At 68.8% G+C, this 25,264-nt stretch carries 24 protein-coding genes and 1 riboswitch; of the genes, 12 read left to right on the top strand and 12 right to left on the bottom strand.

The window, feature by feature from the left end; translation table 11 throughout:
• Window positions 1-7: 7 nt before the first annotated feature.
• On the top strand, window positions 8-907 hold the full coding sequence (locus ACZ3HV_RS05470) for a S66 peptidase family protein (protein ID WP_465681194.1): 900 nt from the start codon (window positions 8-10) through the stop codon (window positions 905-907).
• Here the strand turns inward: ACZ3HV_RS05470 and ACZ3HV_RS05465 are convergent.
• From ACZ3HV_RS05465 to ACZ3HV_RS05455, 3 genes are all read right to left on the bottom strand, one after another.
• Window positions 891-2,687 (bottom strand): S9 family peptidase, encoded by a 1,797-nt coding sequence (locus ACZ3HV_RS05465; protein ID WP_465681192.1) that lies wholly within the window; start codon window positions 2,685-2,687, stop codon window positions 891-893. The genes ACZ3HV_RS05470 and ACZ3HV_RS05465 overlap by 17 nt on opposite strands.
• Before the next feature lie 64 nt (window positions 2,688-2,751).
• The gene (locus tag ACZ3HV_RS05460) at window positions 2,752-4,530 is read right to left on the bottom strand and encodes an ABC transporter ATP-binding protein (protein ID WP_465681190.1); all 1,779 of its coding nucleotides are present in this window, start codon (window positions 4,528-4,530) and stop codon (window positions 2,752-2,754) included.
• Window positions 4,527-6,290 (bottom strand): ABC transporter transmembrane domain-containing protein, encoded by a 1,764-nt coding sequence (locus tag ACZ3HV_RS05455; protein ID WP_465681189.1) that lies wholly within the window; start codon window positions 6,288-6,290, stop codon window positions 4,527-4,529. Before ACZ3HV_RS05455 ends, ACZ3HV_RS05460 begins: the two co-directional genes overlap by 4 nt.
• A 177-nt stretch (window positions 6,291-6,467) precedes the next feature.
• Here ACZ3HV_RS05455 and ACZ3HV_RS05450 point away from each other — a divergent pair, with 177 nt between their 5' ends.
• Window positions 6,468-7,889, top strand: coding sequence for a DHA2 family efflux MFS transporter permease subunit (locus tag ACZ3HV_RS05450; RefSeq protein WP_465681187.1), 1,422 nt, complete (start codon window positions 6,468-6,470; stop codon window positions 7,887-7,889).
• On the opposite strand, the gene ACZ3HV_RS05445 is transcribed toward ACZ3HV_RS05450, so the two are convergent.
• The gene (locus ACZ3HV_RS05445; protein WP_465681185.1) at window positions 7,876-8,892 is read right to left on the bottom strand and encodes a GTP pyrophosphokinase; all 1,017 of its coding nucleotides are present in this window, start codon (window positions 8,890-8,892) and stop codon (window positions 7,876-7,878) included. The two genes, ACZ3HV_RS05450 and ACZ3HV_RS05445, sit on opposite strands and share 14 nt — an antisense overlap.
• Window positions 8,893-9,041: 149 nt before the next feature.
• Here ACZ3HV_RS05445 and ACZ3HV_RS05440 point away from each other — a divergent pair, with 149 nt between their 5' ends.
• Window positions 9,042-10,235: an ATP-binding protein gene (locus ACZ3HV_RS05440; protein ID WP_465681183.1), complete on the top strand. Its 1,194-nt coding sequence runs from the start codon at window positions 9,042-9,044 to the stop codon at window positions 10,233-10,235.
• Window positions 10,236-10,246: 11 nt separating this feature from the next.
• On the opposite strand, the gene ACZ3HV_RS05435 is transcribed toward ACZ3HV_RS05440, so the two are convergent.
• Window positions 10,247-11,128, bottom strand: coding sequence for a 1-aminocyclopropane-1-carboxylate deaminase/D-cysteine desulfhydrase (locus ACZ3HV_RS05435; protein WP_465681181.1), 882 nt, complete (start codon window positions 11,126-11,128; stop codon window positions 10,247-10,249).
• A 108-nt stretch (window positions 11,129-11,236) separates the two neighbouring features.
• On the opposite strand from ACZ3HV_RS05435, the gene ACZ3HV_RS05430 reads away from it, so the two are divergent.
• The 4 genes from ACZ3HV_RS05430 (at window position 11,237) to ACZ3HV_RS05415 (ending at window position 15,116) form a co-directional block, all read left to right on the top strand.
• On the top strand, window positions 11,237-12,094 hold the full coding sequence (locus ACZ3HV_RS05430; RefSeq protein WP_465681179.1) for a DUF3152 domain-containing protein: 858 nt from the start codon (window positions 11,237-11,239) through the stop codon (window positions 12,092-12,094).
• A 45-nt stretch (window positions 12,095-12,139) separates the two neighbouring features.
• Window positions 12,140-13,003 carry a hypothetical protein gene (locus ACZ3HV_RS05425; protein ID WP_465681177.1) on the top strand — a complete coding sequence of 288 codons (864 nt, stop codon included), beginning with the start codon at window positions 12,140-12,142 and terminating at the stop codon, window positions 13,001-13,003.
• Window positions 13,000-13,662, top strand: a complete 663-nt coding sequence (locus ACZ3HV_RS05420) for an alpha/beta fold hydrolase (protein WP_465681175.1) — start codon at window positions 13,000-13,002, stop codon at window positions 13,660-13,662. The genes ACZ3HV_RS05425 and ACZ3HV_RS05420 overlap by 4 nt, the downstream gene beginning before the upstream one ends.
• A gap of 20 nt (window positions 13,663-13,682) precedes the next feature.
• A riboswitch (TPP riboswitch) is annotated at window positions 13,683-13,797 on the top strand.
• Window positions 13,791-15,116, top strand: coding sequence for a purine-cytosine permease family protein (locus tag ACZ3HV_RS05415; RefSeq protein WP_465681173.1), 1,326 nt, complete (start codon window positions 13,791-13,793; stop codon window positions 15,114-15,116). (Overlaps the previous riboswitch by 7 nt.)
• On the opposite strand, the gene ACZ3HV_RS05410 is transcribed toward ACZ3HV_RS05415, so the two are convergent.
• The 5 genes from ACZ3HV_RS05410 to ACZ3HV_RS05390 are packed head-to-tail and all read right to left on the bottom strand — an operon-like array spanning window position 15,058 to window position 19,850.
• Entirely contained in the window at window positions 15,058-16,275 is a 1,218-nt protein-coding gene (locus tag ACZ3HV_RS05410) for a cation:proton antiporter (protein ID WP_465681171.1), read from the bottom strand. The genes ACZ3HV_RS05415 and ACZ3HV_RS05410 overlap by 59 nt on opposite strands.
• A gap of 38 nt (window positions 16,276-16,313) precedes the next feature.
• Window positions 16,314-16,544, bottom strand: coding sequence for an anti-sigma factor family protein (locus tag ACZ3HV_RS05405; RefSeq protein WP_465681169.1), 231 nt, complete (start codon window positions 16,542-16,544; stop codon window positions 16,314-16,316).
• Window positions 16,541-17,179: an RNA polymerase sigma factor gene (locus tag ACZ3HV_RS05400; RefSeq protein ID WP_465681167.1), complete on the bottom strand. Its 639-nt coding sequence runs from the start codon at window positions 17,177-17,179 to the stop codon at window positions 16,541-16,543. The genes ACZ3HV_RS05405 and ACZ3HV_RS05400 overlap by 4 nt, the downstream gene beginning before the upstream one ends.
• A gap of 29 nt (window positions 17,180-17,208) precedes the next feature.
• The gene (locus ACZ3HV_RS05395) at window positions 17,209-17,913 is read right to left on the bottom strand and encodes a flavodoxin family protein (protein ID WP_465681165.1); all 705 of its coding nucleotides are present in this window, start codon (window positions 17,911-17,913) and stop codon (window positions 17,209-17,211) included.
• An 8-nt stretch (window positions 17,914-17,921) separates the two neighbouring features.
• Window positions 17,922-19,850, bottom strand: a complete 1,929-nt coding sequence (locus tag ACZ3HV_RS05390; RefSeq protein WP_465681164.1) for a thiamine pyrophosphate-binding protein — start codon at window positions 19,848-19,850, stop codon at window positions 17,922-17,924.
• A gap of 86 nt (window positions 19,851-19,936) precedes the next feature.
• Here ACZ3HV_RS05390 and ACZ3HV_RS05385 point away from each other — a divergent pair, with 86 nt between their 5' ends.
• Together ACZ3HV_RS05385 and ACZ3HV_RS05380 are read left to right on the top strand one after the other, a co-directional pair.
• The gene (locus ACZ3HV_RS05385) at window positions 19,937-20,554 is read left to right on the top strand and encodes a hypothetical protein (protein ID WP_465681162.1); all 618 of its coding nucleotides are present in this window, start codon (window positions 19,937-19,939) and stop codon (window positions 20,552-20,554) included.
• A gap of 17 nt (window positions 20,555-20,571) precedes the next feature.
• The gene (locus tag ACZ3HV_RS05380) at window positions 20,572-21,252 is read left to right on the top strand and encodes a class I SAM-dependent methyltransferase (RefSeq protein WP_465681160.1); all 681 of its coding nucleotides are present in this window, start codon (window positions 20,572-20,574) and stop codon (window positions 21,250-21,252) included.
• A gap of 158 nt (window positions 21,253-21,410) precedes the next feature.
• Here ACZ3HV_RS05380 and ACZ3HV_RS05375 read toward each other — a convergent pair whose 3' ends face one another.
• Window positions 21,411-21,977, bottom strand: coding sequence for a methylated-DNA--[protein]-cysteine S-methyltransferase (locus tag ACZ3HV_RS05375; RefSeq protein WP_465681157.1), 567 nt, complete (start codon window positions 21,975-21,977; stop codon window positions 21,411-21,413).
• A complete protein-coding gene (locus ACZ3HV_RS05370; protein ID WP_360368756.1) occupies window positions 21,974-22,465 on the bottom strand; it encodes an RNA polymerase sigma factor in 492 nt (163 codons plus the stop codon). The genes ACZ3HV_RS05375 and ACZ3HV_RS05370 overlap by 4 nt, the downstream gene beginning before the upstream one ends.
• Before the next feature lie 344 nt (window positions 22,466-22,809).
• On the opposite strand from ACZ3HV_RS05370, the gene ACZ3HV_RS05365 reads away from it, so the two are divergent.
• From ACZ3HV_RS05365 to ACZ3HV_RS05355, 3 genes are read left to right on the top strand one after another with little or no spacing between them, the layout of a single operon-like run.
• Complete coding sequence (locus ACZ3HV_RS05365) at window positions 22,810-23,379, top strand: flavin reductase family protein (protein ID WP_465681155.1); 570 nt, start codon at window positions 22,810-22,812, stop codon at window positions 23,377-23,379.
• A complete protein-coding gene (locus ACZ3HV_RS05360) occupies window positions 23,372-24,427 on the top strand; it encodes an ABC transporter substrate-binding protein (protein WP_465681153.1) in 1,056 nt (351 codons plus the stop codon). Before ACZ3HV_RS05365 ends, ACZ3HV_RS05360 begins: the two co-directional genes overlap by 8 nt.
• Window positions 24,424-25,263 carry an ABC transporter permease gene (locus ACZ3HV_RS05355; RefSeq protein ID WP_360368762.1) on the top strand — a complete coding sequence of 280 codons (840 nt, stop codon included), beginning with the start codon at window positions 24,424-24,426 and terminating at the stop codon, window positions 25,261-25,263. The genes ACZ3HV_RS05360 and ACZ3HV_RS05355 overlap by 4 nt, the downstream gene beginning before the upstream one ends.
• Window position 25,264: the final 1 nt, after the last annotated feature.

The following is a 25,264-nucleotide window of genomic DNA, read 5'->3' as shown; positions in this document are numbered from 1 at the left end:
CTGCGGCGTGACTGACGTGCTGGTGCCGCAGCGGCTGCGGAGTGGAGATCGGGTCGCCGTGGTGGCGCCGTCGGGACAGGTGGATGCCGAGCGGCTGGCGATCGGCCTGGAGCACCTGAAGGCCTGGGGGCTCGAGGTCGAGGTCATGCCGTCCGTGCTGACCGGTCATGAGCGGCTGACCTACCTGGCCGCCGACGACAAGGCCCGCGCCGAGGATCTGCGGACGGCATGGCTCGACTCGAGCTTCGCTGCGGTGTTCTGTGCCCGAGGCGGGTACGGCGTCCAGCGGATGCTCGAGTACGTCGACTTCGACGAGCTGGTCGCGGTGCCGAAGTGGTTCATCGGCTTCAGCGACATCACCGCACTGCACGAGCCGCTGAATGCACGGGGCCTGGTCACCATCCACGGACCGATGGCCGCCGCAGTCGAGCAGCTGGACGTCGAGGTCGGACGGGATCGCCTCGGCACGCTGTTGTTCGAGCCGGAGAGCATCACCGACCTGCTCGCACCCAATGGCGGTCGCGAGGTGTTCGGTGGCGTGGCCGAAGGACGCCTGCTGGGCGGCAACCTCGCACTGCTGGCGACGAGCCTCGGCACACCGACGTACGCGCAGCCGGCCGGAGTCGTCGTACTGGAGGACGTCAACGAGGACGGGTACCGGGTGGACCGAATGCTCACGCAGTTGCTGCGGTCCGGATGGTTCGACGAGGTCACCGGTGTCGTGGTCGGGGACTTCAGCGGGTCGGACGAGCTGATCGACGATGTGGTCCACGAGCGGCTCGAGCCCCTCGGCGTACCGGTCGTGGCGGGTGCCGCGGTCGGGCATGAGGCTTTGAACCTCGCCGTACCGCTGGGACTGCCGGTACGGCTCGACGCGACCGCGGGGACTCTTACTCCGCTGTGGTGAGGTGTTCCCGCAGGAACGTGAGGGCCCGGGGGTAGGCGTCCAGACGGTTCTTGAGCTTGGCCAGTCCGTGGCCTTCGTCCGGGTAGACCAGGAGCTCGCATGGCACGTTGCGTTTGGTCAGGGCGTCGGTGACCTGCTCGGCCTCTGACAGCGGCACCCGTGGGTCGTTGGCGCCGTGGATGACGAACAGGGGTGCCCGGATGTCGTCGACCCGGCTGAGCGGGCTCGCGGACGCCAGAAACTCCCGGTCCGTCGCCAGATAGCCGTACTCGCGCTCCCGCATCGCCCTGCGGTAGTCCGAGGTGTTCTCCAGGAACGTGACCAGCGAAGCGATCCCCACGATGTCCACACCGGCCGCCCACAGCTCCGGCTGGAACGCGACCCCGGCCAGCACCATGTAGCCGCCGTACGAACCACCCCACAGCGCGGCGTGCTCCGGGTCCGCACCGATGGACGGCAGCCAGGCATGGATCGCGGCCAGGTCCTTGACCGAGTCGAGCCGCAGCTCCCGGTCGTCGAGTGAGTACCAGCGCTTGCCGTACCCCGCCGAGCCGCGGACGTTCGGTACGACGACGGTGTGGCCATCGGCGGCGAGTGACGCGACCATCGGATTCCAGATGCGCATGGCCGCGCCTTCCGGACCGCCGTGCACGTGGACGACGGTGGAACCCAGGTCCGGACCGGTCGGCCGGAACACGAACACCGGCACCTGCTCACCATCGAACGACGGCACGAGCAGGCTCTCCGGATGCGTGAGCTGTGCCGGCGGCTCAGCCTTCCCCGGCGACCGCAACTCCACGATCTCGCCGGTCGACGGGACGTACCGGTACACCGTCGGCGGCCTGATCGGCGAGTTGTAGGTGATCGCCGCAAACGAGCCGTCGCTGGACCAGAGCGGATCCGGCGTCATCATCGTCAACGCGGCACAGCCGCCCGCGGGCAGATTCAGCGGGGTGATCGCTGCGCCGTCCTTCAGCCGGTGCAGCGCCAGCGACACCTCGCCGTCCTGCACCGCACCGACGAGCAGTTGCTCACCGCCGGGGGAGACCCAACCGGCCAGGTCACGGGCCTCGTCCACCAGTACGTCGCTCCACGCCGCGTCGGCGACGTCGTACCGGCGTAGCGCCATCCGGTCGCGGTCGGCGTTGCTCGACACCAGGAAGGCGGTGGAGTCCGGCAGCCAGGACACCGCCTGCTGGTCGTTGTGGGCGTCGGCCGCGGTCAGTTCCGTGACGGCCTGTGTGGTGGTGTCGACCAGGAGCAGTTGGACTGAGTTCGCCGGCGTGCTGGCCAGGGACAGCACGACCCACCGGTCGTCCGGCGACGGGTCGACTTGCATCACCCAGCCGCCGCCGTCGTACATGGCGGTCTCGGTGCCGGTCGACAGGTCCCGGGTGACCAGGTCGAAGTCGACGCCGTTGCGCCGGTTCGTGGTGAAGAGGATCCGGGTCGCCTTGGCGTCGACCAGGTGGTGGTTGTACTCGAGGTCGTGGACGAGCGGAGTGAGCACGGGTACGCCGGGCTCGTCGAGGTCGAGCACCGACAGTTGGCCGCGTTCGTTGCCGCCGCTGTCGTGCTCGACAACGACCTGCCGGGTGCCGGGGATGAACCGTGCACCGCGACAGGTGTCGTCCAGCTCGGTGAGTGCTCGCCAGGTCCCGTCGGGAGCGATCTCGTTGACCTGGCGGACGCCGGTGCCGTCGTAGAGGACGAGCAGGCGACCCTCGTCGTTCACGTCGAGTGCCAGGGTGGACGTCAGCGAGAACAGCGTTGTCAGCACTGCCCTATCCTCACACGGCTGAGGTCACCGGGGGCAGGCACGCGGCCTGCCCCCGGATGACCTGTCAGCGCTCGCCGTGCCAGGAGTGCCAGAGCGCCGCATACGGGCCCTGGGCATCGACCAGTTCGTCGTGCCCGCCCAGCTCCACGATCCGGCCGTCCTCCACGACGGCGATCACGTCCGCGTCGTGCGCGGTGTGCAACCGGTGTGCGATCGCCACCACGGTCCGGCCTTCCAGCACGCCGGCCAGCGACCGCTCCAGGTGCCGGGCTGCACGCGGGTCCATCAACGAGGTCGCCTCGTCCAGGACCAGCGTGTGCGGGTCGGCCAGCACCAGCCGGGCCAGGGCGACCTGCTGTGCCTGGGCCGGCGTCAGTGAGATCCCACCGGACCCCACCTCGGTGTCCAGCCCGTTGTCGAACCCGGCGACCCAGCCGTCCGCGTCGACCGAGCGCAGTGCTGCCCACAGGTCGGCGTCGGTGGCTTCCGACCGGGCCAGCCGCAGGTTGTCCCGGACACTGCCGACGAACACGTGGTGCTCCTGGTTCACCAGAGCCACGTGACTGCGGACCTGCTCTGCCGACATCTGGTCGAGGGCGGCACCACCCAAGGTGATGTCACCGACCCGAGGCGAGTAGATGCCCGCCAGCAACCGGCCCAGCGTCGATTTCCCTGCTCCAGAAGGGCCTACGAGCGCTACGCGGGCACCCGGCTGCACAGTCAGCGTGACACCGTGCAGCACGTCCCTGCCTTCCAGATAGCCGAACCGAACGTCGTCGGCCAGCACAGTCCGGCCCTCCGGCTCGGCGTCTCCGTCGGTGGCGGCTGCCTCGACCTCACGGACTCCGACCAGTCGCGCCAGTGACACCTGCGCCACTTGGAGCTCGTCGTACCAGCGGATCATCATGTTGACCGGCTCGACGAGCATCTGGATGTACAGCGCGCCAGTGGTGAGCGCGCCGACGGTGAGCCAGCCCTGGATGGCGAGACCGCCACCGAAGACCAGCACGGCGGCCAGCGCGACCGTGTGGGTCATGTTGATCACCGGGAACAGGATCATCCGCAGGTACAGCGTGTACCGCTCCCAGGCGACCCACTGGCCGATCCGGGTGTCGCCCAGCTTGATCCGGCGGTCGCCGAGCCGGTGCGACTCGACGGTCCGGCCGGCGTCCACGGTCTCGGCCAGCCCCGAGGCCACCGCGGCGTACCCGGCGGCTTCGGACCGGTACGCCGCCGGCGCGCGGCGGAAGTACCACCGGCCGCCGATGATCAGGATCGGCGTCGCGATCACCACGGCCACCGCGAGCTCGGGTGCGGTCACGACCAGCGCGCCGATCAGCAGCCCGGCCCAGATCACCGCGATGGTCAACTGCGGCACGGCGTCCCGCATCGCGTGCGAGAGCCGGTCGATGTCGGTGGTGATCCGAGACAGCAGGTCACCGGTCCCGGCCCGCTCCAGTACACCCGGCGGCAGTCCGACCGCGCGGACCAGGAAGTCCTCGCGCAGGTCGGCGAGCATCTCCTCGCCGAGCACCGCACCGCGCAGCCGGGTGAGCCGGATGAAGACCGTCTGCACCAGCAGGGCGATGACGAACCCGGTCACGACATACGGCAGATTCACATCGGTGTTGCCCTGCGACAGCTTCTCCACCACGTTGCCGAGCAGCCAGGGCCCGACCATGCCGCTCAGCGCCGCCACCGCGTTCACCAGCGTCAGCCAGCCGAACGCGCGGCGGTGCCGGCGGAACAGTGTCTTCAGGTAGGCGCGCACGGTCGTGCTGCCTGCCACCGGCAGCCGAGCCACTTCCTGCGGGGCTGCCGGATCGTACTCGGGGCGCTTCACAGCGACTCCTCTAGCGTTGGTTCGTCTTCACGGGTCACGACCGCGCGGTAGCGCGCGTTGGTGTGCACCAGGTCGTGGTGGGTGCCGACGGCATCGACGCGACCGTCCGGCACGAACACCACGCGCTCCGCGCGGTCCAGCATCAGCGGGCTGGAGGTGAACACCACAGTGGTCCGGCCGGCCCGCAGCAGCCGCAGGCCGTCGGCGATCCGGGCCTCGGTGTGCGCGTCCACCGCACTCGTCGGCTCGTCCAGCACCAGCACCGGCGGGTCGACGTACAGCGAACGGGCCAAGGCCACTCGCTGCCGCTGACCACCGGACAGGGACCGTCCGCGCTCGGTCAGCACGGCCTTCATCGCGTCGGACTCACCGGCCGGCAGCGTCTGCCGCAGTACGTCGAGGATGTCGGCGCACTGCGCTGCGTCGAGCGCTGTCTCCGGAGAGACCGCGCCACTCGCCGGCACGTCGAACAGCTCGCGCACTGTCCCCGACAACAGCACCGGGTCCTTGTCCTGCACCAGTACGACGGTCCGCGCCGAGTCCAACGGGAGGTCGTCCAGCGCGACGCCGTCGAGCAGCACCGAGGGCTCGTCGGCCTCGGTCGACGGGCTGTGACCACCCAGCCGGTCGGCCAGCCGACCGCCCGCGTCCGGGTCACCACAGACGACCGCGGTGAAGCTGCCGGTCGGGACGTGCAGACCGGAGACCGGGTCGAGCAGGTCGCCGTCAGGCAGCTGAGCCTCGGCGGTGCCCTTGGTCTCGTCGGTCCGCTGCAGTGACAGCACTCGCGCGGCCCGGCGGGCCGACACCTTCGAGAAGATGAACGCGCTCGCGGTCTCCTCGAACGTGTGCAGCGGCACCAGCATGAAGGTGACGAACCCGTACGTCGTGACGAGCTCGCCGACCGAGATCTGTCCGGAGATCACCAGCCGGACGCCCAGCCACACGACCACCACCAGGAACACCCCGAACAGCAGCACCTGGAGAGCCGCGATCAGCGACCACATCCGGGCACTGCGGACCGCACTGGCCCGGTACTCCTGCGAGGCGGCGCGGTAGCGGTCGAGGAACAGCTGCTCACCACCGATGCCCCGCAGCACGCGCAGACCGGCGACGGTGTCGGCGGCCAGCTCGGTGGCCCGGCCGCCCTTGGCCCGCTGAGCGTCGGCGCGACGCTCGGCCGGACCCATCAGCGGCACGATCGAGAACGCCAGCACCGGAACGGCGATGGCGACCACCAGACCGAGCTGCGGCTCATAGAACAGCAGGCCGATGACGACGGCGAAGCACGTGAGCAGTGCAGCGGCGAACCGGCCGAGCACCTCGACGAACCAGCCGATCTTCTCCACGTCGCCGCTGCTCACGGCGACCACCTCGCCGGCGGCGATCCGGCGGGTGAGCAGCGAGCCCAGCTCCGCGGCCTTGCGGAACAGCAGTTGCTGCAGGCGCGACGCCGTACTGATCCAGTTGGTCACCACGGCGCGGTGGAAGAACGAGTCGGCCGCCGACTTGGCCGCTCCGAACGCGAGCAGCAGGGCCCCGGCCAGGATCAGCTTGGGCCAGGAACGGTCGATCACCGCCTGGACGGCGAGACCGACGGCGACCGGAGCGGCGGCGATACCGCCGAAGTAGAGCAGGCCGAAGAACACCGCGAGGGCCTGCCCGCGCAGTTGCTGGTGCTCCAGCCAGACAATGAGTCGGAGACCGGACCGGGTGTCCGGCACACCCGGGTCGGCAAACGGAATGAGGCGCAGGGACATGACGTCTCGCAAGAGGCGTAGAAGGATGGAAGAAGGGCACCTGACCAGGCGAATGGATCCAGCCTAGGCGTCGCCGCCGACAGTCCGTCAAACCCTTTTCGTCCCAGGCGCCGGACCGTCGGGAATCGTTTCCGACGGCGGTAGTACAGTCTTCAACGGACGAGCGGAGGGAGCCGGGTGGAGGAGCTGACGCGCAGGCGGCGGCTGCTGGTCCTCGGCATCTGCTGCTCCAGCCTGTTCATCGTCGGGCTGGACTCCACGATCGTGAACCTGGCGCTGCCGGCCATCCGCTCCGAGTTCGGCGCCTCGGTGGCCAAGCTGCAGTGGACCATCGACGCCTACACGCTGGTGCTGGCGAGTCTGCTCATGGTCTCCGGCTCGACCGCCGACCGGATCGGGCGGCGGCGGACGTTCCAGGCCGGGCTGGTGGTGTTCGGGATCGGGTCGCTGCTGTGCGGGTTGGCGCCGACCGTGGACCTGCTGATCGTCTTCCGGATGCTGCAGGCGGTCGGTGGGTCGATGCTCAACCCGGTCGCCATGTCGATCATCACCAACACGTTCACCGATCCGCGCGAGCGTGCCCAGGCGATCGGCGTCTGGGGTGGTGTGGTCGGGCTGAGCTTGGCCGTAGGGCCAGTGGTCGGTGGCGCGCTGGTCGACGGCGCGGGCTGGCGGTTCATCTTCTGGATCAACGTGCCGGTCGCGCTGGCGGCCCTGGCGATGACTGCCTTCTTCGTGCCCGAGTCGCGCGCGGCGGTGCCGCGGCGGATCGATCCGGTCGGGCAGGTGCTGGTGGTGCTGCTGCTCGGCGGCCTGATTTACGGAATCATCGAGGGTCAGTCGGCCGGTTGGGGATCGCCGCTGATCATCGGGTGTTTCGTGCTGGCCGCGTCGGCGCTCGTCTGCCTGGTGCTGTACGAGCGGCGGCGGGATCAGCCGTTGCTGGACCCGCGGTTCTTCCGCAGCGCGCCTTTCTCGGGAGCGACGTTGATCGCGGTCGCCGGGTTCTCCGCCCTCTCCGGTTTTCTGTTCCTGAACTCCTTGTATCTGCAGTCGGTGCGTGGGTTCTCGGCGCTGCAGGCCGGGTTGCTGACGTTGCCGATGGCGGCGATGACGGTGGTGTTCGCGCCGCTGTCCGGGTGGCTGGTCGGGCACCGCGGTCCGCGGCTGCCGCTGGTGGTTGCCGGGAGCACGCTCGCCGCCTCTGGGCTGGTGTTGTCGCAGTTGAGCCTGACGACCTCGACCGCGGCGCTGCTCACCGGCTATCTGATCTTCGGACTCGGTTTCGGCATGCTGAACGCGCCGATCACGAATGCCGCGGTGTCCGGGATGCCGGTGTCCCAGGCCGGCGTCGCTGCCGCGATCGCCTCGACCAGCCGCCAGGTCGGAGTGTCCCTCGGTGTCGCGATCGCCGGCACCGTCCTCACCGCTCGGCTGGTCGGCCCGCTCGAGACCGGCTTCGTCGAGGCCGCCCAGCTGTGCTGGTACATCATCGCCGGCTGCGGCGCACTCGTGCTCGTGCTCGGACTGATCACGACCGGCGCCTGGGCCCGACGAACGGCGGCCTCCGTCGCGGAGGACCTGGTCAGGGCTCCGTGATGCCGGCGCGGGCGAGCGCCTTGAGCCGTCCCCGCAGGATCTTCTGGCGGCGCTCCTCGTCCGGGAACAGGTCGACGTACGCCGTCCCCTTCGCGGCCAGGAGGTCGTCGTCGAGGCGCCGTACCGTGCCGGCCGGGAAGCGGTGGGTCATCGCGGCCTGCACTGCGGAGCTGTCGATGCCGGTGAGAAGCTCGGTGAGCTGCTCCTCGGAGGTGACGCCGAGCCGGTCGAGGATGCCGAGCATCCACGCGTAGTGGTTGGTCTTGGCGTGCGGCGCGTCCGGGTAGCGACGGGTCAGGTACGTCGTCAGGATCGCCGTGGTCAGGTCCCGCGGGGTCTTGTCCGTCTCGGCCGCCGCGAGCTCGCGGTAGAGCCGGTCGATCTCGGTGAACTCGTTGTCCACCAGCTCCATCAACGCGGCCGCGAGCAGGAACCGCCGATCGAACTCGGGCTTGCGGTCCGGCGGGATGTCCAGCTTGTACCGGATGTCGTGCTCGAACTCGGCCCACGCGTGCTGGACCGCGGTCCGGACCTGGATCTCCATCGTCAGGTTCTTCAGTACGGCGTACTCCGGCAGCTCCCGGCGATGGGCGTTCAGCCGCACCAGATAGTGCTTGCTCGCGTACCCGAACACACCCTGCGCGCGGGTGTGCGCGCCCATGTCGGTGTGCTCGACGATCTCGAACTCGGCCTCGATCACCTCGCACACCCGGTCCACCGCCTCGACCAGGAACGTGATCACCCGGGCCGCGACCAGGTCGGTGATCTGGTTGAGCGGATCGTCGTACTTCGGTCGGCTCGGATCGTCGGGATTCGGTTTGGCCGCCTTCGCCAGGAACGACTCCGGATCCTTGGCCCGCGCGGTCGCGCTCAGGTAGTTGATGCCCTCTTCTTCACCGATCAGCTCGTCGATCAGCGCCTCGAGCTTGCGGGCACCTCCGACGTACTGCTGATGCACGCGCTCGTACAACGCCCCCGCCTGCCCAGCCCACTCCACCCGCATGGCCGAACCATAGTGCGCCACCGGTCGCTCGCGCTGTCTATCACTCTCTAGTCTTTTCACTAGAAAGTTGTAGACAGCTGTCGCGACACGCTCTCGCGGTGGCTAGCGAAATCTAAGGAAAACGCTAGACGGGCTCATACAGTGACAGCATGGATCCGATCCGGAATCCCTATGCGCCCGGCGCCGGTCAGCGGCCGCCTGAGCTGGCCGGACGCGACACCGAGGTGCGGCAGTTCGAGGTGGTGCTCGAGCGGGTCGCGGCAGGCAGACCGGAGCGGAGCCTGGTGCTCAGTGGGCTCCGTGGGGTGGGTAAGACTGTGTTGCTCAACACTTTGCGCAGCCAGGCGATCAAGCGGGCCTGGGGTACCGGGAAGATCGAGGCCCGTCCGGATCAGAGCATCCGGCTGCCGATCGCGCAGGCGCTGCACACCGCGATGCGGGAGCTGGGGCATCGGCACCGTGACGACGAGCGGGTCGACCAGTTCAGCGCCGTACTCAAGGCTTTTGCTTTGCGGACCGATGCGCACGACCGGAAGGGGATCCGGTGGCATCCGCCGGTCGACGTGGCGGCGGCGAAAGGCCGCGCGGACTCCGGTGATCTGGAGATGGATCTGATCGAGCTGTTCGCCGATGCGGCGGATCTGGCCGGCGATCTGTCGGTTGGCGTGGGGCTTTTCATCGACGAGATGCAGGACATCAGTCCGGACGATCTCTCCGCTTTGTGCGCTGCATGTCACGAGATCTCGCAGCAGAGCGCTCCGCTGGTTGTCGTGGGAGCCGGGTTGCCGCATCTGCCCGCCGTACTGTCCGCCAGCAAGTCGTACTCCGAGCGGCTCTTCCGCTACATCCGCGTCGACCGGCTGGCGCGGGAGGCGTGTGATCGGGCGCTGATGGTCCCGGCCGAGAGCGAGGGCGTGCAGTACGACGAGGAGGCGCTGGACGAGCTGTACGCCCAGACCGACGGTTACCCGTACTTCGTCCAGGCGTTCGCCCACTCCACCTGGGACCACGCCCCGACATCCCCCATCACCATCAAGGACGTCGCGGTCGCGGCCCCGGAGGCCTCCGCCGAACTCACCGTCGGCTTCTTCGGCTCCCGGTACGAACGCGCCACGCCCGCGGAACGCGAGTACATGCGGGCGATGGCCGAACTGGGCATCGGCGTCGACGACGGCTCCGTCCCCACCGCCGAAGTAGCCAGCACCCTCAACCGCAAACCCCAGTCCCTCTCCCCCGCCCGAGACGGCCTGATCAAGAAAGGCCTCGTCTTCTCCGCCGAACGCGGCACCGTAGCCTTCACAGTCCCCCACTTCGGCAAATTCCTCAGAACCCGCACCGCCTGACCCCACACCCGTCAGCCGGTTGCGTTGATCAGGGCTATGAGGGTTGTGCCTTGGGGGAAGGTTCCGCGGGTTATCTGGTCGTAGAGGGCGTACATCATCTTGGCTTCGTAGACCCAGTCCAGCAGCACGCCGTGCCTCGTCCCGAAGTCGTCGATGAAGGCATCCAACTCGGGGGTTCGTTTCGCGTAGCCGCCGAAGTGGTAGTTGCACTCGAGGTGCCAGGTGCCGACACGGGAGCCGTACGTCGTTCTCTGGAGTTCGGTGATCTGGTTCTCGAGGAACGCGCCGCCCTTCAGGACGGGGACGCCGACCACCGCCTGGGGAGCGCTTGCGGCGACGCCGGCCAGGGTTCCGCCGGTGCCGACTGCGCAGAACAGTACGTCGTACGGCTCCGTGAGTTCGGCCGGCAGTTCCGCGCATCCCAGGACGGCCTCGCGGTTGCTTCCGCCCTCGGGCAGTAGGTAGAAGTCGCCGAACTCTCGGTGTAGCGCAGTGATCACCGCATCGGAGGTCTTGGCGCGGTAGGTGGTCCGGTCGAGATAGGTGAGCCGCATTCCGCGGGCAGCGGCGTACGCGAGCGAGGGGTTCAGCGGCAGGTGCGCCTCGCCGCGGATCACGCCGATGGTGTTGAAGCCGCCGTGGTAGCCAACCGCGGCGGTCGCTCGGATGTGGTTGGAGTACGCACCACCGAAGGTCAGCAGCGTGTCGAACCCGAGGTCGCGCGCCGCGGACACGTTGTACTTCAGCTTGCGCCACTTGTTCCCGGGGATCTCCGGATGAATGAGGTCGTCACGCTTCAGCAGGAGACGCACTCCCGCCGCGGTCAGACGCTCGTCGCAAAGCTCCGACACCGGCGACGGCAACCGAAGACCGACCGACGAGAGATCGCTCACGATCCCACGATCACACGACGACGCAGCCGGGTAAATTCCTCCGAGCCGGTACGGCTTAACGTAACTGCCCTTTCGGGCGGGGCCGCTGGGTCGGTAGGGTCGACTGTCATGACCACCCTGCGGAGCGGCCAGCAGGCGGACGCGCCTGGGCGGAAGCGGCGGGGTGGTCGGCACAGTCGGCGGAAGTCTTATAAGGCGCAGTGGTTCTCGGTGACTGCGTTGGCTGTGCTGGGCACCGTGGTAGTGATGCATCCGGATGTGACCCATCGGCGAAGTCTGGCGGCTGACGTGGTGGCTGATATGCCGGTGAGTGCTCCGGTGACCGAGATTCCGGTGAGTACGCCGACTCCGGTTGTCACGCCGACGCAGCGGTTCACGACTCCGTTGCGACCGGCACCGAGTTTGACGCGGCAGCCGAAGAGCTCGAAGCCGAACGTCACCGTGTCCACCGGCAAGCTCGCCGTGGTGCCCGGGTTCAACAAGGCCAGCGGCGTACGGGACAAGCTGACGTATCGGGTCGAGATCGAGCAAGGGCTGTCGGTGAACGGTGCCGCGGTTGCGGCGATCATCCACAAGACGCTGACCGACCCGCGGGGGTGGCAGGCGGTGCACCCGGTCAACTTCGAGCGGACCGACAAGGTGGACGCGGATCTGCGCATCATCCTGGCCACGCCGACTCTGACCGACAAGCTCTGCCTGCCGCTCGACACCGGCGGTGAGGTGTCCTGCCGGGTCGAGGACCGCGTCGTGCTGAACGCCAAGCGCTGGATGTACGCGATCCCGGCGTACAACGGCGACGTATCGCTGTACCGGAGCTACCTGGTCAACCACGAGGTCGGGCACGCACTCGGCCATGGTCACTCGACCTGCACCAAGGCGAAGACCCCCGCGCCGGTGATGATGCAGCAGACCAAAGGCCTGGCCGGCTGCCTCCCGAACGCCTGGCCGACGATCAAAGCGACCTGATCCAACCCCGCGTTCGTGAGAAGCTGAGTCCGAGGGGAGGTAGCGATGTCGTCACAGGATTTCCCGACGTACGGCCGGGGCGATGAGCCCGAGCGGAGCGGCGAGGAGCACCACTACGCCCCGCCCACGCCGTACGGCGGCGGCACCTACGGCTCGGGCCCGCACGCCGACCCGCAGCCGGGCCCCTACGCCCAGCCCCAGCCCTACAACTCCCAGCCGGACAACGGCACCCCACCGCCCCAACAAGGCCCGCCCCAAGGACAGCCGCAGTACGCCGCTCAGCCCCAAGGCCCCATGTACGCCCAGCCGCCCACCTACCGCCCCGGGACCCCCTACGGCCCGCCGGCGCATCCACAGCAGCACGAGCTCCCGACGTACGGCCGGGATCAACCCGTCGCACCCCGTGACCCCCGCGCTGCCCGGGTGGTCGGGCTCGCCACGATCGTCGCGGCGATCTACGGCCTGCTCGTGGTCTCCGTCCAGCGGGTCGCCCTCCGGGAGATCTCCCAGGCCCCGGGCTCACCGCTCAACCACCCGCTCCGCACCGACGTGATCGACACGATCGGCCAACTGGTGCTGATCGTGGTCGGCGCGGCCGCGCTCGTGATGTGGATCCGGGACGTGCTCGCCCGTCGCAAGGCCGGGCGCCAGCCCGACCCGGTCGAGCTGGGTGGTCTGCTGCTGGTCGCAGTCTCTGCGATCCCGATTCTGGTCTGGCTGATCATGGTCCTGTCCACCGGACTGGGCGCCATCGACGACTCGGTCGACCGGCTGCCCACGGCGTACGGCTGGGGCGGCAGCGGTCTGCTGATCCTCGCCGCCGGTCTGGCCCTCGGGTACCGCGAGCTGAAGCCCGAGGTGCGCAACCCGGTCGTCCAGGGTCCGCCACCCAAAGCGCCCTGGGAGTGAACGCACCCGTCATCCTGGTCCCGGGCCTCGGCCTCGGGCCGGAGTCGTACGCCAAGACGGTCGAGCACCTGATCACGCCGCACCACGTGGTCACACTGCCCGGGTACGGCGAACCGGCCGGCGCGCGGGAGGACCTGCATCCGCGCGCATTGGGCGTGGCACTCGCCGACAAGATCCGGGAGCGGTCGGTCCTGGTCGGGCACTCGGCCAGCTGTCAGATCGTGGTCGAGACCGCGGTCATCAACCCCGAGCTGGTCCACGCGCTCGTACTCGCGGCTCCCACCGGAGACATCCGCATGTCGAGCTGGCTGGACCGGGCCGTCCGCTTGCTCGGATCCGCGGTACCGGAGTCACCCCGGCTCATCCGGGTCGTCACCCCGCAGTACGCGCGGACGACGCTCTCCACGATCGCCCGGGCCGGAGAGGCCGCCAGGCACCACGACCTGGCCGCCGTCATCACCCGGGTGAAGGCACCCGTGGTCATCGTGCGCTGTAAGCACGATCTGTTGTCGCCGGCCGACTGGGTGCAGAAGCTCGCGGAGCTGAGCCATGGTGAGGCCCGGACCCTGGATACCGGCTCACACATGCCGGTGCTGACCAATGGCCCAGAGATGGCCGCTCTCATAGAGCGAGCTGCCGCGGTGCCGCCGACGACCTGAGGCGTTATCGTTGAGGCGCTAACAACCTCTGCGGGAGCTCGCACCGATTGCGCGGGCTGAGAGGGCGACAGCTGGGTCGCCGACCGCCTGAACCTGACCGGGTAATGCCGGCGTAGGGAGCGGTCATCATGACCAGTACTGTTGTTCGTCCTGCCAGCCAGACCGAGGCACCGCTGGTCCTGACCACCGATGCCCCGCGGACCCTCGGATTCCTGGACCAGTTCACCCTGTGGGGGAACTTCGGCATCTCGCTGTTCGGACCGGTCACGGGTGCGCTGGTTGCGGCGTACACGGGCTCGCTGTGGCAGGGGCTGCTCGCGGTTGTCGTCGGCTGCGGAATCGGCGCGCTGGTGCTCGGCGGCGCCGCTGTGTTCGGTTCGCAGACCGGTGCGCCGGCGATGGCGTGTCTGCGCGGGCTGTTCGGCCGGCGGGGTTCGATGGCGCCGACCGTGCTGAACATCGCGCAGAACGTCGGTTGGGCCACGATGGAGATCATCGTCATCTCGCAGGCCGCGGTCGCGGTGACGAGTGAGCGGTGGCGCTGGCTGTTCGTCTTACTGGCCGGGGTGATCGCGACGACAATGGCCGTCCGGCCGCTCGGCAGCGTGAAAGTGCTGCGGAAGTTCATGGTCTGGCTGGTGCTAATCGCGTCGGTGTACCTGTTCGTGCAGGTCCTCAGCAAGCCGGTGCAGGCTATGCCGCAGGACAGCGTGTTCGGCTTCTGGCCGGCTGTCGACCTGGCCACCGCGGGTGTGGTGTCGTTCGCGCCGCTGGCCGCCGACTACACGCGGCACTCGCGCACCAACAAGGCCGCCTTCGCCGGATCGTCACTGGGCTACGGGATCGCGGCGATCCTGTACTACGCACTCGGCGTGTTCGCGGTCGCGACACTGCAGACCAACAGCGAGGACGTGATCACCGCGCTCGTCACACTGCCGGCCGGTGCGATCGCGCTGTTCGTGCTGCTGGTGGACGAGGTCGACGAGGCGTACGCGAACGTGTACTCGACCACGATGGCCGCGCACAACCTGATCGGCCACATCGACCGCCGGTGGATCTCGGTCGCGATCGGCGTGCTCGCCACCGGTCTCGCGCTGATGGTTGACCTGGGCAACTACACGCAGTTCCTCTACCTGATCGGCTCGGTCTTCGTCCCGCTGTTCGCGGTCGCGATCGCCGACTTCTTCGTGGTCAGCAAGATGAACTGGGACGTCTCCGATACGGCGCGCTTCCGCTGGCAGCCCACGGTCGCGTGGCTGATCGGCTTCGTCGCCTACCAGCTCGTCAACCCCGGAACGGTCTCCGGGTGGTCCCCGTTCTGGCTCGACCTCCAGCAGAAGCTCTTCAACAACCAACCGGTCCCCGGCTGGCTCGGCGCGACGTACACCTCCATCATCATCTCGATGTTGGCCGCGGTGCTCCTCGGCCGGATCGGACGTCGGCAGGCTGCCTGAGCAGTACGAGCGCGACCGCCGGGAACACCAGCACGGACAGCAGTCCGGCGCAGACCAGAGCGGCGGCGGTGACCGGAGCCATCAGCCCGGTCGCCACGCCGATCTGCGTCGCGGTGACGATGAACGGCAGCGACGTCGCCTGCAGCAACCCCGCGGCCGCGGTCTGCCGGGGCCCTAGGGTGCGCACCGCCAGGTACGCCGGTACGCCGCGGACGACGAGCAACGCGATCAGGAACAGCGGGACGCGGACGAGTGCGCCCGGGTCGTCGAGCAGGCCCCGCAGGTCGAGCCGCAGCCCGCTGGTCACGAAGAACACCGGGATGAGGAAGCCGTACCCGAGCGCCTCCAGCTTGATCCGGAAGCGTGGATGCGAGCTCGCGTCGCGATCGACCAGCCCGACGACCGCGCCGGCCAGGAACGCGCCGAGGATCGTCTCCAGCCCGAACTGTTCGGCCAGGGCGACGAAGGCGACCAGCAGTACGACGGCCGCCCGGACCCGGATCTCCGCCGTGGTGTCCTGGAGCCGCAGCAGGACGCCGCCGATCCGCTGCGACCGCCCGGCCGTCGCGACGACGAAGCCGGTCACGACGACGAGCAGCGCGAACAGCCCGACCATGATCAACCGTTCGCCAGGGCTCCCGCCTTCGGTCGAGAACACCAGCGACAGCACGAGAACCGCGGCGAAGTCGGCCACCGAGGCCGCCGCGATGGTGAACCGGCCGACCGCACCGTCGGCGCGGCCCGCGTCCTTGAGCACCGGCACCACCAGACCCAGCGAGGTCGCCGAGAGCGTGACGGCGAGCAGGAGCGCGCTGTGCACCCAACCGGCAGCCGAGAACGCCGCACCCGCGACACCTCCCAGCGCAAGGGTCACCAGGTAGCCGAGGACGGCGAGCCGCAGGACCTGTCCGCGCAGTTGGTGGACGTCGATCTCCAACCCGGCCAGGAACAGCAGGAACGCCAGTCCCAGCAGGGCAAGGATCTGCAGCGGCAGGTCGACGTCGACCAGGCCGAGGCCGTGTGGACCGACCACGATGCCGGCCACGATCTCCAGCACGACGGCCGGGAAGCGAAGACGCGGGGCCAGGCCGAGGAGCAGTGGCGCGAGCAGCGCGATCACTACGACGACGAACAGGTTGGTGAACTCCACATCCGGCATATCGGATCAGTGCCGCCGGAGCACCCGGGCGTTACAGGTCAGTCGCGGGGGAACGAGCGGAAGGCCTGCAGAAGGCCGTCGCGCGTCGCGTCGGACAGCGTCTCGGGCTCCACCCTGCCGACCTCGGCGATCGTACGGCGCATTTGGTCGACGTAGATCTCGCAGCCGTCGCAGAGCGCGAGATGCTCGACGAAGCGCTGCTCCGTCTCGGGGTCCAGTGCACCGTCGAGGAAGGCGGTGACGAGTTCGACCAGTTCGGCGCACGTCATGACTCAGCTCCGGTGGTGGTGAAATAGTGCTCGAGATGGCCGCGGACCGCTGCGCGTGCACGATGCAGCAGGACCCGCTGGTTGGCCGTTGAGATGTCCAGCAGTGCGCAGACGTCCTCCGCCGTTCGGCCGTCGATGTCCCGCAACGTCAGCACCACCTGCTGCCGGACCGGCAGGCGCTCGATCGCCGCGGCGACGCCGGCTCTCACCTCGTGCGCGAGTACTTCACTCTCGGTGGTCGGCCAGCGTTCCGGAAAGGCGAGCCAGCCGCCCGGGTACTGGTCGTGGGCACCCCGGAACCGGCCCGGGTCCACGGTCGGCTCGCCATCCTCGACCAGGCTGGCCCACGGCACCGTCCGTTGCTCGCGGGCACCGCACTTGCGCGCGATGTTGACCAGGATCCGGTAGACCCAGGTCTGCAGCGAGGATCGGCCCTCGAACCGCTCGATGCCCTGGAACACGGCCAGCCAGGTGTCCTGGACGACCTCCTCGGCAGTGGCCGCGGTCGACACGAACGACCGGGCCAGCCGCAGCATCGAGCCCGACCAGCCGTTCAGCAGGCACGCGAACATCTCCTCGTCCCCGGCCCGCAGCCCGGCGACGAGGACGTCGTCCGTCGGCAGTACCACCCCCACACGCCGACGGTACAGCAGCAGCGCGCCGATCAGCGGTACTCCGGGTTCTCGAAGTCGAAGCGGCAGCCGGCGTCCCACTCGGAGCGCTGGTTGCCGTAGGCCGGGACGCCGCCCAGGTCCTTCAGCATCCTTGCCAGGTGCAACAGGTTCCAGGTCATGAACGTCGTGTTCCGGTTGGTGAAGTCGTTCTCCGGGCCGCCGGAGTCCATGTCCAGGTACGACGGACCCGGACCGGCCTCGCCGATCCAGCCGGCGTCGGCCTGCGGCGGGATCGTGTAGCCGAGGTGCTGCAGCGAGTACAGGATGTTCATCGCGCAGTGCTTCACGCCGTCCTCGTTCCCGGTGATCAGGCAGCCGGCGACGCGTCCGTAGTACGCGTACTGCCCGTGTTCGTTGAGAATCGACGAGTTGCCGTACAAGCGCTCGATCACCTGCTTGGTGACCGAACTGTTGTCGCCCAGCCAGATCGGTCCGGCGATGACCAGGATGTCGGCCGCCATCACCTGCTCCTGGATCGCCGGCCACGCGTCGGTGGCCCAGCCGTGCTCGGTCATGTCCGGCCAGACGCCGGTGGCGATGTCGTGGTCGATCGCACGGACCACGTCGACCTGGACGCCTTGTTTCTCCAGGATCTTCCGGCTGACGTCGATCAGGCCCTCGGTGTGGCTGACCGCGGGCGAGCGTTTCAGGGTGCAGTTCAGGTACAGCGCGCGGAGGTCGTCGTACTCGGGCATGGTTTCTCCTAGAGAAGTTCGGCGTCCTGCTCGATGCAGAGCAGGGCCGGTCCGGTGGTGGTGAAGAGCTCGGTCATCGCGTTGTCGAGGTCGCCGCGGCGGGTGACGCGCAACCCGGTCGCGCCGCAGAGTTCGGCGTACGCCGCCCAGTCGGGGTTCCGCAGTGAGGTGTGCCAGACGGGGTAGTCGGCGGCGAGTTGTTCCTTGCTGATCTTGCCGAGTGAGTGGTTGTCGAGCAGGACGTGCTTGATCGGGATGCCGTACTTCACCGCGGTTGTCAGCTCGGCGGCGTACTGGCCGAACCCGCCGTCGCCGGTGACCGCGACGATCGGCCTCTCCGGCGCGGCGGCCCAGGCGCCGAGGGCGGCCGGGTAGCCGAAGCCGATCGAGCCGAGGTAGCCCGACATCAGCACCGGCTGGCCCTTCGACTCCAGGTACCGGCCGAGCGAGTACGCATGGTTGCCGACGTCAACGGTCACGACCGCGTCGGCGGGCAGGTGCTTGCTGAGCGCGTCGAACACCGCGGCCGCCGAGACACCGCGACCGCGATCGTCCTGGACCCGGCGGGCCTTCTCCGCGCGCCAGATCGCCCACCGCTCGGCGACGTCCGGGCGCTGGTCCTCGGCCTTCGGGTCGGCGAGCATCCCGGTCAGCGTGGTCAGCGCGAGGCCGGCGTCGCCGAGGACGTCCACGGTGACGGCATCGAACCGGCCGATCGCGGCATGGTCGTCGTCGATCTGCACGATCGGCTTGTACGCCGCGATGCCGGTGTGGTTGGCGAAGGAGGCGCCGACCACGATCAGCAGGTCCGACTCGTTCATCAGCCAGCTGGCGACCGGCGTACCGCTGCGACCGAGCACCCCGGCGCCGAGCGGATGTGTGTCGGGCACCAGGCCCTTCGCCTTGAAGGTGGTCAGGACCGGTGCGTGCAACCGCTCCGCGAGCGCACGGACCTCGTCCTTCGCGTCCCGGGCGCCGTGGCCGACGATCAGCACCGGCCGCCGGGCGCCGCGGATCAGGGCCGCGGCCCGGGTCAGCGTGTCCTCGTCGGGCCGGATCTTCCGCCGCGACAACCGGCCGGCCGAATCCTGCGCGGCCGCCTCGGACGGCAGGACCTGCACCTCGTCGGGCAGCACGAGATGGGCGACGCCACGACCGTCGATCGCGTGCTTGACCGCCAGTGCCGCGAGCTCGGCGTGATCGCTACCGGCCTGGACCGCCGTACTGGAGACCGCGACGTCCTTGAAGACCGCGGTCAGATCGAGGTCTTGGAAGGCGCCGCGGCCGAGGACCCTGGACGGCACCTGACCCGAGATGGCGAGCACGGGCGATTTGTCGAGCTTGGCGTCGTACAGGCCGGTGAGCAGGTTGGTGGATCCAGGGCCGGCGATGGCGAAGCACGCGGCCGGGCGGCCGGTCAGCTTGCCGTACGCGCTGGCGGCGAAGGCGGCGGCGCCCTCGTGCCGGATGCCGACGTACGTCAGCTCACCGCGTTCCTCCGCCCGCCGCATCGCCTCGGCGAACCCGAGGTTCGAGTGGCCGACCATGCCGAAGACATGACTGATGCCATGGGCAACCAAAGTCTCGACCAGTACGTCGGCGACCGTCCGGACCGGCTGGGCCGGAGCGGGCAGTCGCACGTAGACACCGTCGGCCCGCTCGTCCACCGGGTACGCCGTGACGCCGTCGGAGAAACCCTCCGGCGGCTGACCGGTGATCGGGTCGTAGTCGTACCCGTGCCACGGGCACCGCAGCAGCCCTTTCTCGATCGAACCCTCGCCGAGCGGACCACCCTGGTGCGGGCACCGGTTCTCCAGCGCGCCTAGCCGGGCGCCGCATCTGGCCAGCGCGACACTCCGGCCGTCCACGACCACACTGCGCACCCGCCCGTCCGCGGGTACGTCGACCTCGTCCACCCGGTGCCACTTCTCCGACATGTAACGTCTCCCGCCCTGTGCGACACGGACCGTTCGAAGGATCAGTGCCGGACCAGGGCCTGGCGTTACAGGAGGAGACTGCACCCATGGATGAACGTTCGCTCGCCGTAACCCGGCGGTCCCTGCACGGTGTCGCCGAGTTGGTGCTGGCCGGACCGCAGTACCGGGAGTCCGGGGAGATCAAGCTGCGTGTGCTGCCCGGTGGGTTCGGGACTGTCGTCGAGCCGGATCTCCGGGTCGAGGGTGACGTGCTCGTCGCACCGGCCGGGTCGTTCCCGTTGGCCGGTAGTCATGCCGAGCTGGCTGCCGCGGCCGGTGTGGAGGCCAGGCGGCTCGACGACGTGTACGCCGGTGGTCCGGCGATCGATCCGGATGAGCGGATCGAGATCGACCCGGTGGCCGCCCGGGTGCTGGTGGATGCCTTCGCCCGCGGTGAGGCCGCGCTCCGGTCCCTGGCGCCGGACGAGGAACCCATCCTCTGGCCCGAGCATTTCGACATCGGCATCAGCCTCGGCGAGGTCAACTACGGGATCTCGCCGGGTGATGACGCCATCCCCGAGCCCTACGCGTACGTCGGCCCCTGGACACCGCGCACCGGTGAGTTCTGGAACGCCTCGTTCGGTGCCGCGCGCTCGATGGCCGAACTGGCCGATGTGCTCGGGTTCTTCCGGATGGGGAGAGCGCTGGTCACTGACCCGGAGTAACCGGGATACTTTGGGCCATGCTGAATTCCGCACTGCGCAGCCGGGCCGAGTACGCGGAACTCGGCGCGGACGGGTTGGCCGCGCGTACGACGCCCGAGCGGGACGCGGCGGTCGTCAAGGCCGTCGAGGAGTTGCTGGCCGGGCGTGAGTCGGTGCTCGACCTGTGCTGCGGCTACGGCCGGATCGCGCTGCCGCTGCGGAAGGCCGGCAAGGTCGTCCGCGCGCTGGACATCTCGCCGAACCTGGTCGAGGCCGGTCAGGCGATGGCGGCCAAGGAGGAGTTGTCGATCGACTGGGCGATCGGCTCGATGACCGACCTGCCGTACAAGTGGGACTCCTTCGACGCGGTGATCTGCCTGTGGACCGCGTTCCACGAACTGTTCGCCGAGGACGAGCAGATCTCCACGATCTGCGAGATCTCCCGGGTGCTGAAACCGGGTGGCGTGGCGATCATCGAGGGCCCGGCCTGGGGTCCGGCGACGGCGGCCGAGATCGCCAACGGGATGCGGCAGGGCCCGGAGCACCGGATCGTCACCACCGAGCACTTCGGCACCAGCAGCGTGCACTTCATCCACGACGAGATCAGCTACGGCCGGCTCTGTACGGCCGCGGGGATCGAGGACTACAAGGTCTACAAGCGGGAGTGGGGCGGGCGTCGCCGGCTCATCCTGGAGATCCACCAGCCGGCCACTGACTGACGTGTCAGTTTCTTGACCTGAATTCTTTTCCGGAACCATTTCACTTCCCCGTATCCCTTGCAGGCAAGGGGAAAACAAGAAGCAGATCCCCACTCCACATTGGGGATCTGCTCCTTTGTTCTGCGAGTGTAAATCAATTCCCCAGGTGCCGGGAAAACTCAGCTTTTTGCTTCAAGATTCAGCAGGAATCGCTTCGCCTCCAGGCCGCCGGCGTACCCGGTGAGCGCGCCGGTCGAGCCGATCACCCGGTGGCACGGCAGGACGACGCAGACCGGGTTCGCGCCGAGCGCCGTACCGACGGCCCGGGCGGCCTTCGGCTTGTGGATCTCCCCGGCGACCGCGCCGTACGTCGTGGTCCGGCCGTAGCTGGTGTGCAGCGGCAGATCGTTGAGCACGAGTCGCTGGAACGGCGTCGCCAGGGCGAGATCCACCTCCAGGTCGAACGCGTGCCGTCGACCGGCGAGGTACTCGTCCAGTTGCCGTCGTACGTCGTCCAGTGCGCCGGGCTGCCGCAGTACGCGCGGTGACACGGCCCGGGCGAGCCGGTTGGTGATGGACTCCTCGTCGCCGAAGGAGCTGGCCACGACCCGGCCGTTCGCGACCGCGAGCAGCATGGTGCCGATCGGGGTGTCGTGCAGGGTGTAGGCCACGTCGGCATCCGGCAGGATCGGTGGTTTCAGGTCTGTGGTGGTGAACCGGGCGAGCCGGCTCTCGAGGTCATTCATGCGTCTACTCCGAGTTTGGTGCGCAAGGTCGCGAGGGCGTCGCTGACGAGCCGGCGCGATGCGGCAGGCGTGGTGTCCAATGCGGCGGCCACGCCGTGGTGGTCGAGGTCGCCGATGTATTTCAGCGTGATCGCGAAGCGCTGGCGTTCGGGCAGTGCGTTGACCGCCTGCCAGAGGTCGGGATCCGGCCAGTCGGCGACGTCCGGGCCGTCGACCGCGATCGGCGGGGCTTCGTCGAGCGGGCGTTGTGGTTTGCGGGCGCGGTGCAGGTCGGTCGCGCACCGGGAGGTGATGGTCAGCAGCCAGCTGCGCAGGTTCTTCGCCGAGGTCAGGCCGGGGTAGGCCGCGAACGCCTTCTCCCAGGCGCGCTGGGCCACGTCGTCCCCGTCCACCGGCCCGGCCAGAGCACGCGCCAGCCGCGCCACGTCCCGCCAGTGCGCGTCGACGAGCGCCTGGAACGGCGGCAGTTCGACTTTCTCCCGAGCCATCACGCCAGTAGAACGCATCAGGTTCGGCCGATGTGAGGGTGCCTGGTCCGGATTCCGAGATTGTCTAGTTACTCAGTGGACATTGATGAGAAGATTGCTGACATGACGACGACCTTGCTCACCCGCCGTCGCGTCATCGATCTGCTGCGGACGGCGAGCGCCACCTGTCGGTGACGCCTGCGCCGTATCGCGTTGCCCCGGCGGAATTCCGCCGTACGAGGCCTGTCTGACCACCGCCTCCCACACCCCGCCCGGCTGTGGTGCTTCCTGCTGCCCTGGACGCGATGAGCTGTCCCAGAGCGAACCGCGCCGGTCGTCCCTGCCCCCGTACCCGAGGGAGAGACATGTCAGTCCATGCGATCAACCCGTCCGATCGTCCGCCCTTGTCCGTCGTCCCGGACCGCCACGAGGAGCAGACCGTCGACGCCGACGTGTTCCGGTCCGTGTTCCGTCGCCACGCCGCCGGTGTCGTGGTGATCACCGCGGACGCCGGGCACGGTCCGGTCGGGTTCACCGCGACCTCACTGGTCTCGGTCAGCCTGCTGCCACCGCTGGTCTCGTTCGCGATCGCCACCAGTGCGTCCAGCTGGCCGACCGTCAGCATCGCGGACAGCCTGGTGATCAACTTCCTGTCCGCCGACCAGCAGGCCATCGCCGGGCGCTTCGCCACCAGTGGCATCGACCGGTTCGCCGAGCCGACCCGCTGGTCCCGCCTGAACACCGGTGAGCCGGCTCTCGACGAGGCGCCGAGCTACCTGCGCGCGCAGGTCGAGCACCGCTTCGCCGTGGGCGACCACTACTTGGTCGTCGCCCGCCTCGCCACCCATACCGAACGACGTGAGCACGACCCGTTGCTCTACCACGACGGCCGCTACGTCACCGCCACCTCTGACCCGAAAGCACACCATGTCTAGGACCAAGTACGCCGTTATCGCCGCAGCCCTCGCGACAGTCGCCCTGGTGGCGGGCTGCGGAGGTGCCGCGGACGCCGGCAGCGGCTCCGCCAAGCTCTCGCTCGACGCCGCCCTGCCGACCACCGTCCCGGACGGCACCAAGATCGTCGTCGGCGACCCGGCCACTGAGGTGGCGCTGAAGCTGTCCGGCCAGATCGACAAGGTGTCGAAGTTCGTCCAGTTCGCCAACCTGAGCGGCGGTCCGCAGACCACCGAGGCGTTCCGGGCGCACGCACTCGACCTCGGCTCGGTCGCGGAGATCCCGCCGATCCACGCGACCTGGACCGGTCTGCACGTGAAGATCGTCGCGTCGAAGTTCCGCAAGGACGCGCTCCAGCACCCGATCTACAAGCTCGGTATCGCGCCCGGCGTGAGCGTGAAGACGCTGGGTGACCTGCGCGGCAAGAAGATCGCCTACAGCCCCGGTCAGGCGCAGGGCGCCCTCGTCCTCAAGGTGCTGCAGAAGGCCGGCCTGACCAAGGAAGACGTGAAGCTGGTCGAGCTGCCGAGCACTGGCGACGTGTACTCCAACGCGCTGGCCGCCAAGCAGGTCGACGTCGCTCCGATCGGCGGCGTGCAGATCAAGCGCTACCTGGCCAAGTACGGCAAGGACGGGGCCAGCACGATCGACCACGGTCTGCGCGACGACGCCGGACACCTCTACGTCGTCACCGAGTCCCTGGAGGACCCGGGCAAGGCCGCCGCGATCCGCGCGTACGTCGCCGCGTGGGGTGTCGCGCAGGACTGGATCGACAAGCACCCCAAGGAGTGGATCCAGGGGTACTACGTGAAGGACCAGGGACTCACCGAGGCCGACGGCCAATGGCTGGTCGACAACGCCGGTCACCCGGACATCAGCGCGGACTGGAGTGACGCGATCCAGCGGCAGCAGCAGACCATCGAACTGGTCGCCAAGGAGACCGGCAACAAGGTGATCCAGGCCAAGGACCTGTACGACCTGCGCTTCCAGACGGTCGCGGCCGACGCGATCAAGGGAGCCACCAAATGAGTGCCACGACGCTGCCCGGCCTGCGGACCCGGGAGGCCACCGGGACCAAGGCCGTCCGGCGTCCCCGGCTCGGACTCGGGAAGCCGATCAGGTTCGGAGGTGCGATCGGACCCGTTCTGCTGCTGGTGATCTGGAGCATCGGATCGGCCACCGGCTGGATCGACCAGCGGGTGCTGTCCGCGCCGTGGACCGTGGTGACGACGGCCGGTGACCTGATTGCCGACGGCCGCCTGCAGTCGAACCTGTGGACCTCCACCCAGCGGGCCCTGCTCGGACTCGCGCTCGGCATCGTCCTGGGCGTCGTACTCGCGCTGCTGTCCGGACTGTCCCGGCTTGGCGAGGCCATCCTGGACGGACCGATCCAGATCAAGCGAGCGATTCCGTCGCTGGCGCTGCTGCCGCTGCTGATCCTCTGGCTCGGCATCGGTGAGTCGATGAAGGTCGTCACCATCCTGCTCGGGGTGTTCGTGCCGATCTACATCCACACCCACAACGGCCTCCGCACGATCGACAGCCGGTACGTCGAACTCGCGCAGACCGTCGGCCTGTCCCGCCGGGACTTCATCCGCCGGGTGGTCCTGCCGGGCGCGCTGCCCGGGTTCCTGCTCGGCCTGCGGTTCGCGGTGACCGGCGCGTGGTTGTCGCTGGTCGTCGTCGAGCAGATCAACTCCACCAGCGGCATCGGCTACATGATGGAACTGGCCCGCACGTACGGGCAGACCGACATCATCATCGTCGGCCTGGTCCTGTACGGCGCTCTCGGCCTGCTGTCCGACGGAGCCGTCCGCCTGATCCAGAGGAGGGCCCTGACATGGCGCCGAACACTAGCGTCCTGAC

This window comes from Kribbella sp. NPDC020701 (genome assembly GCF_055562215.1).
Note: the sequence above shows the minus strand (reverse complement) of the source record. Positions and strands in the feature narration are given on the sequence as shown.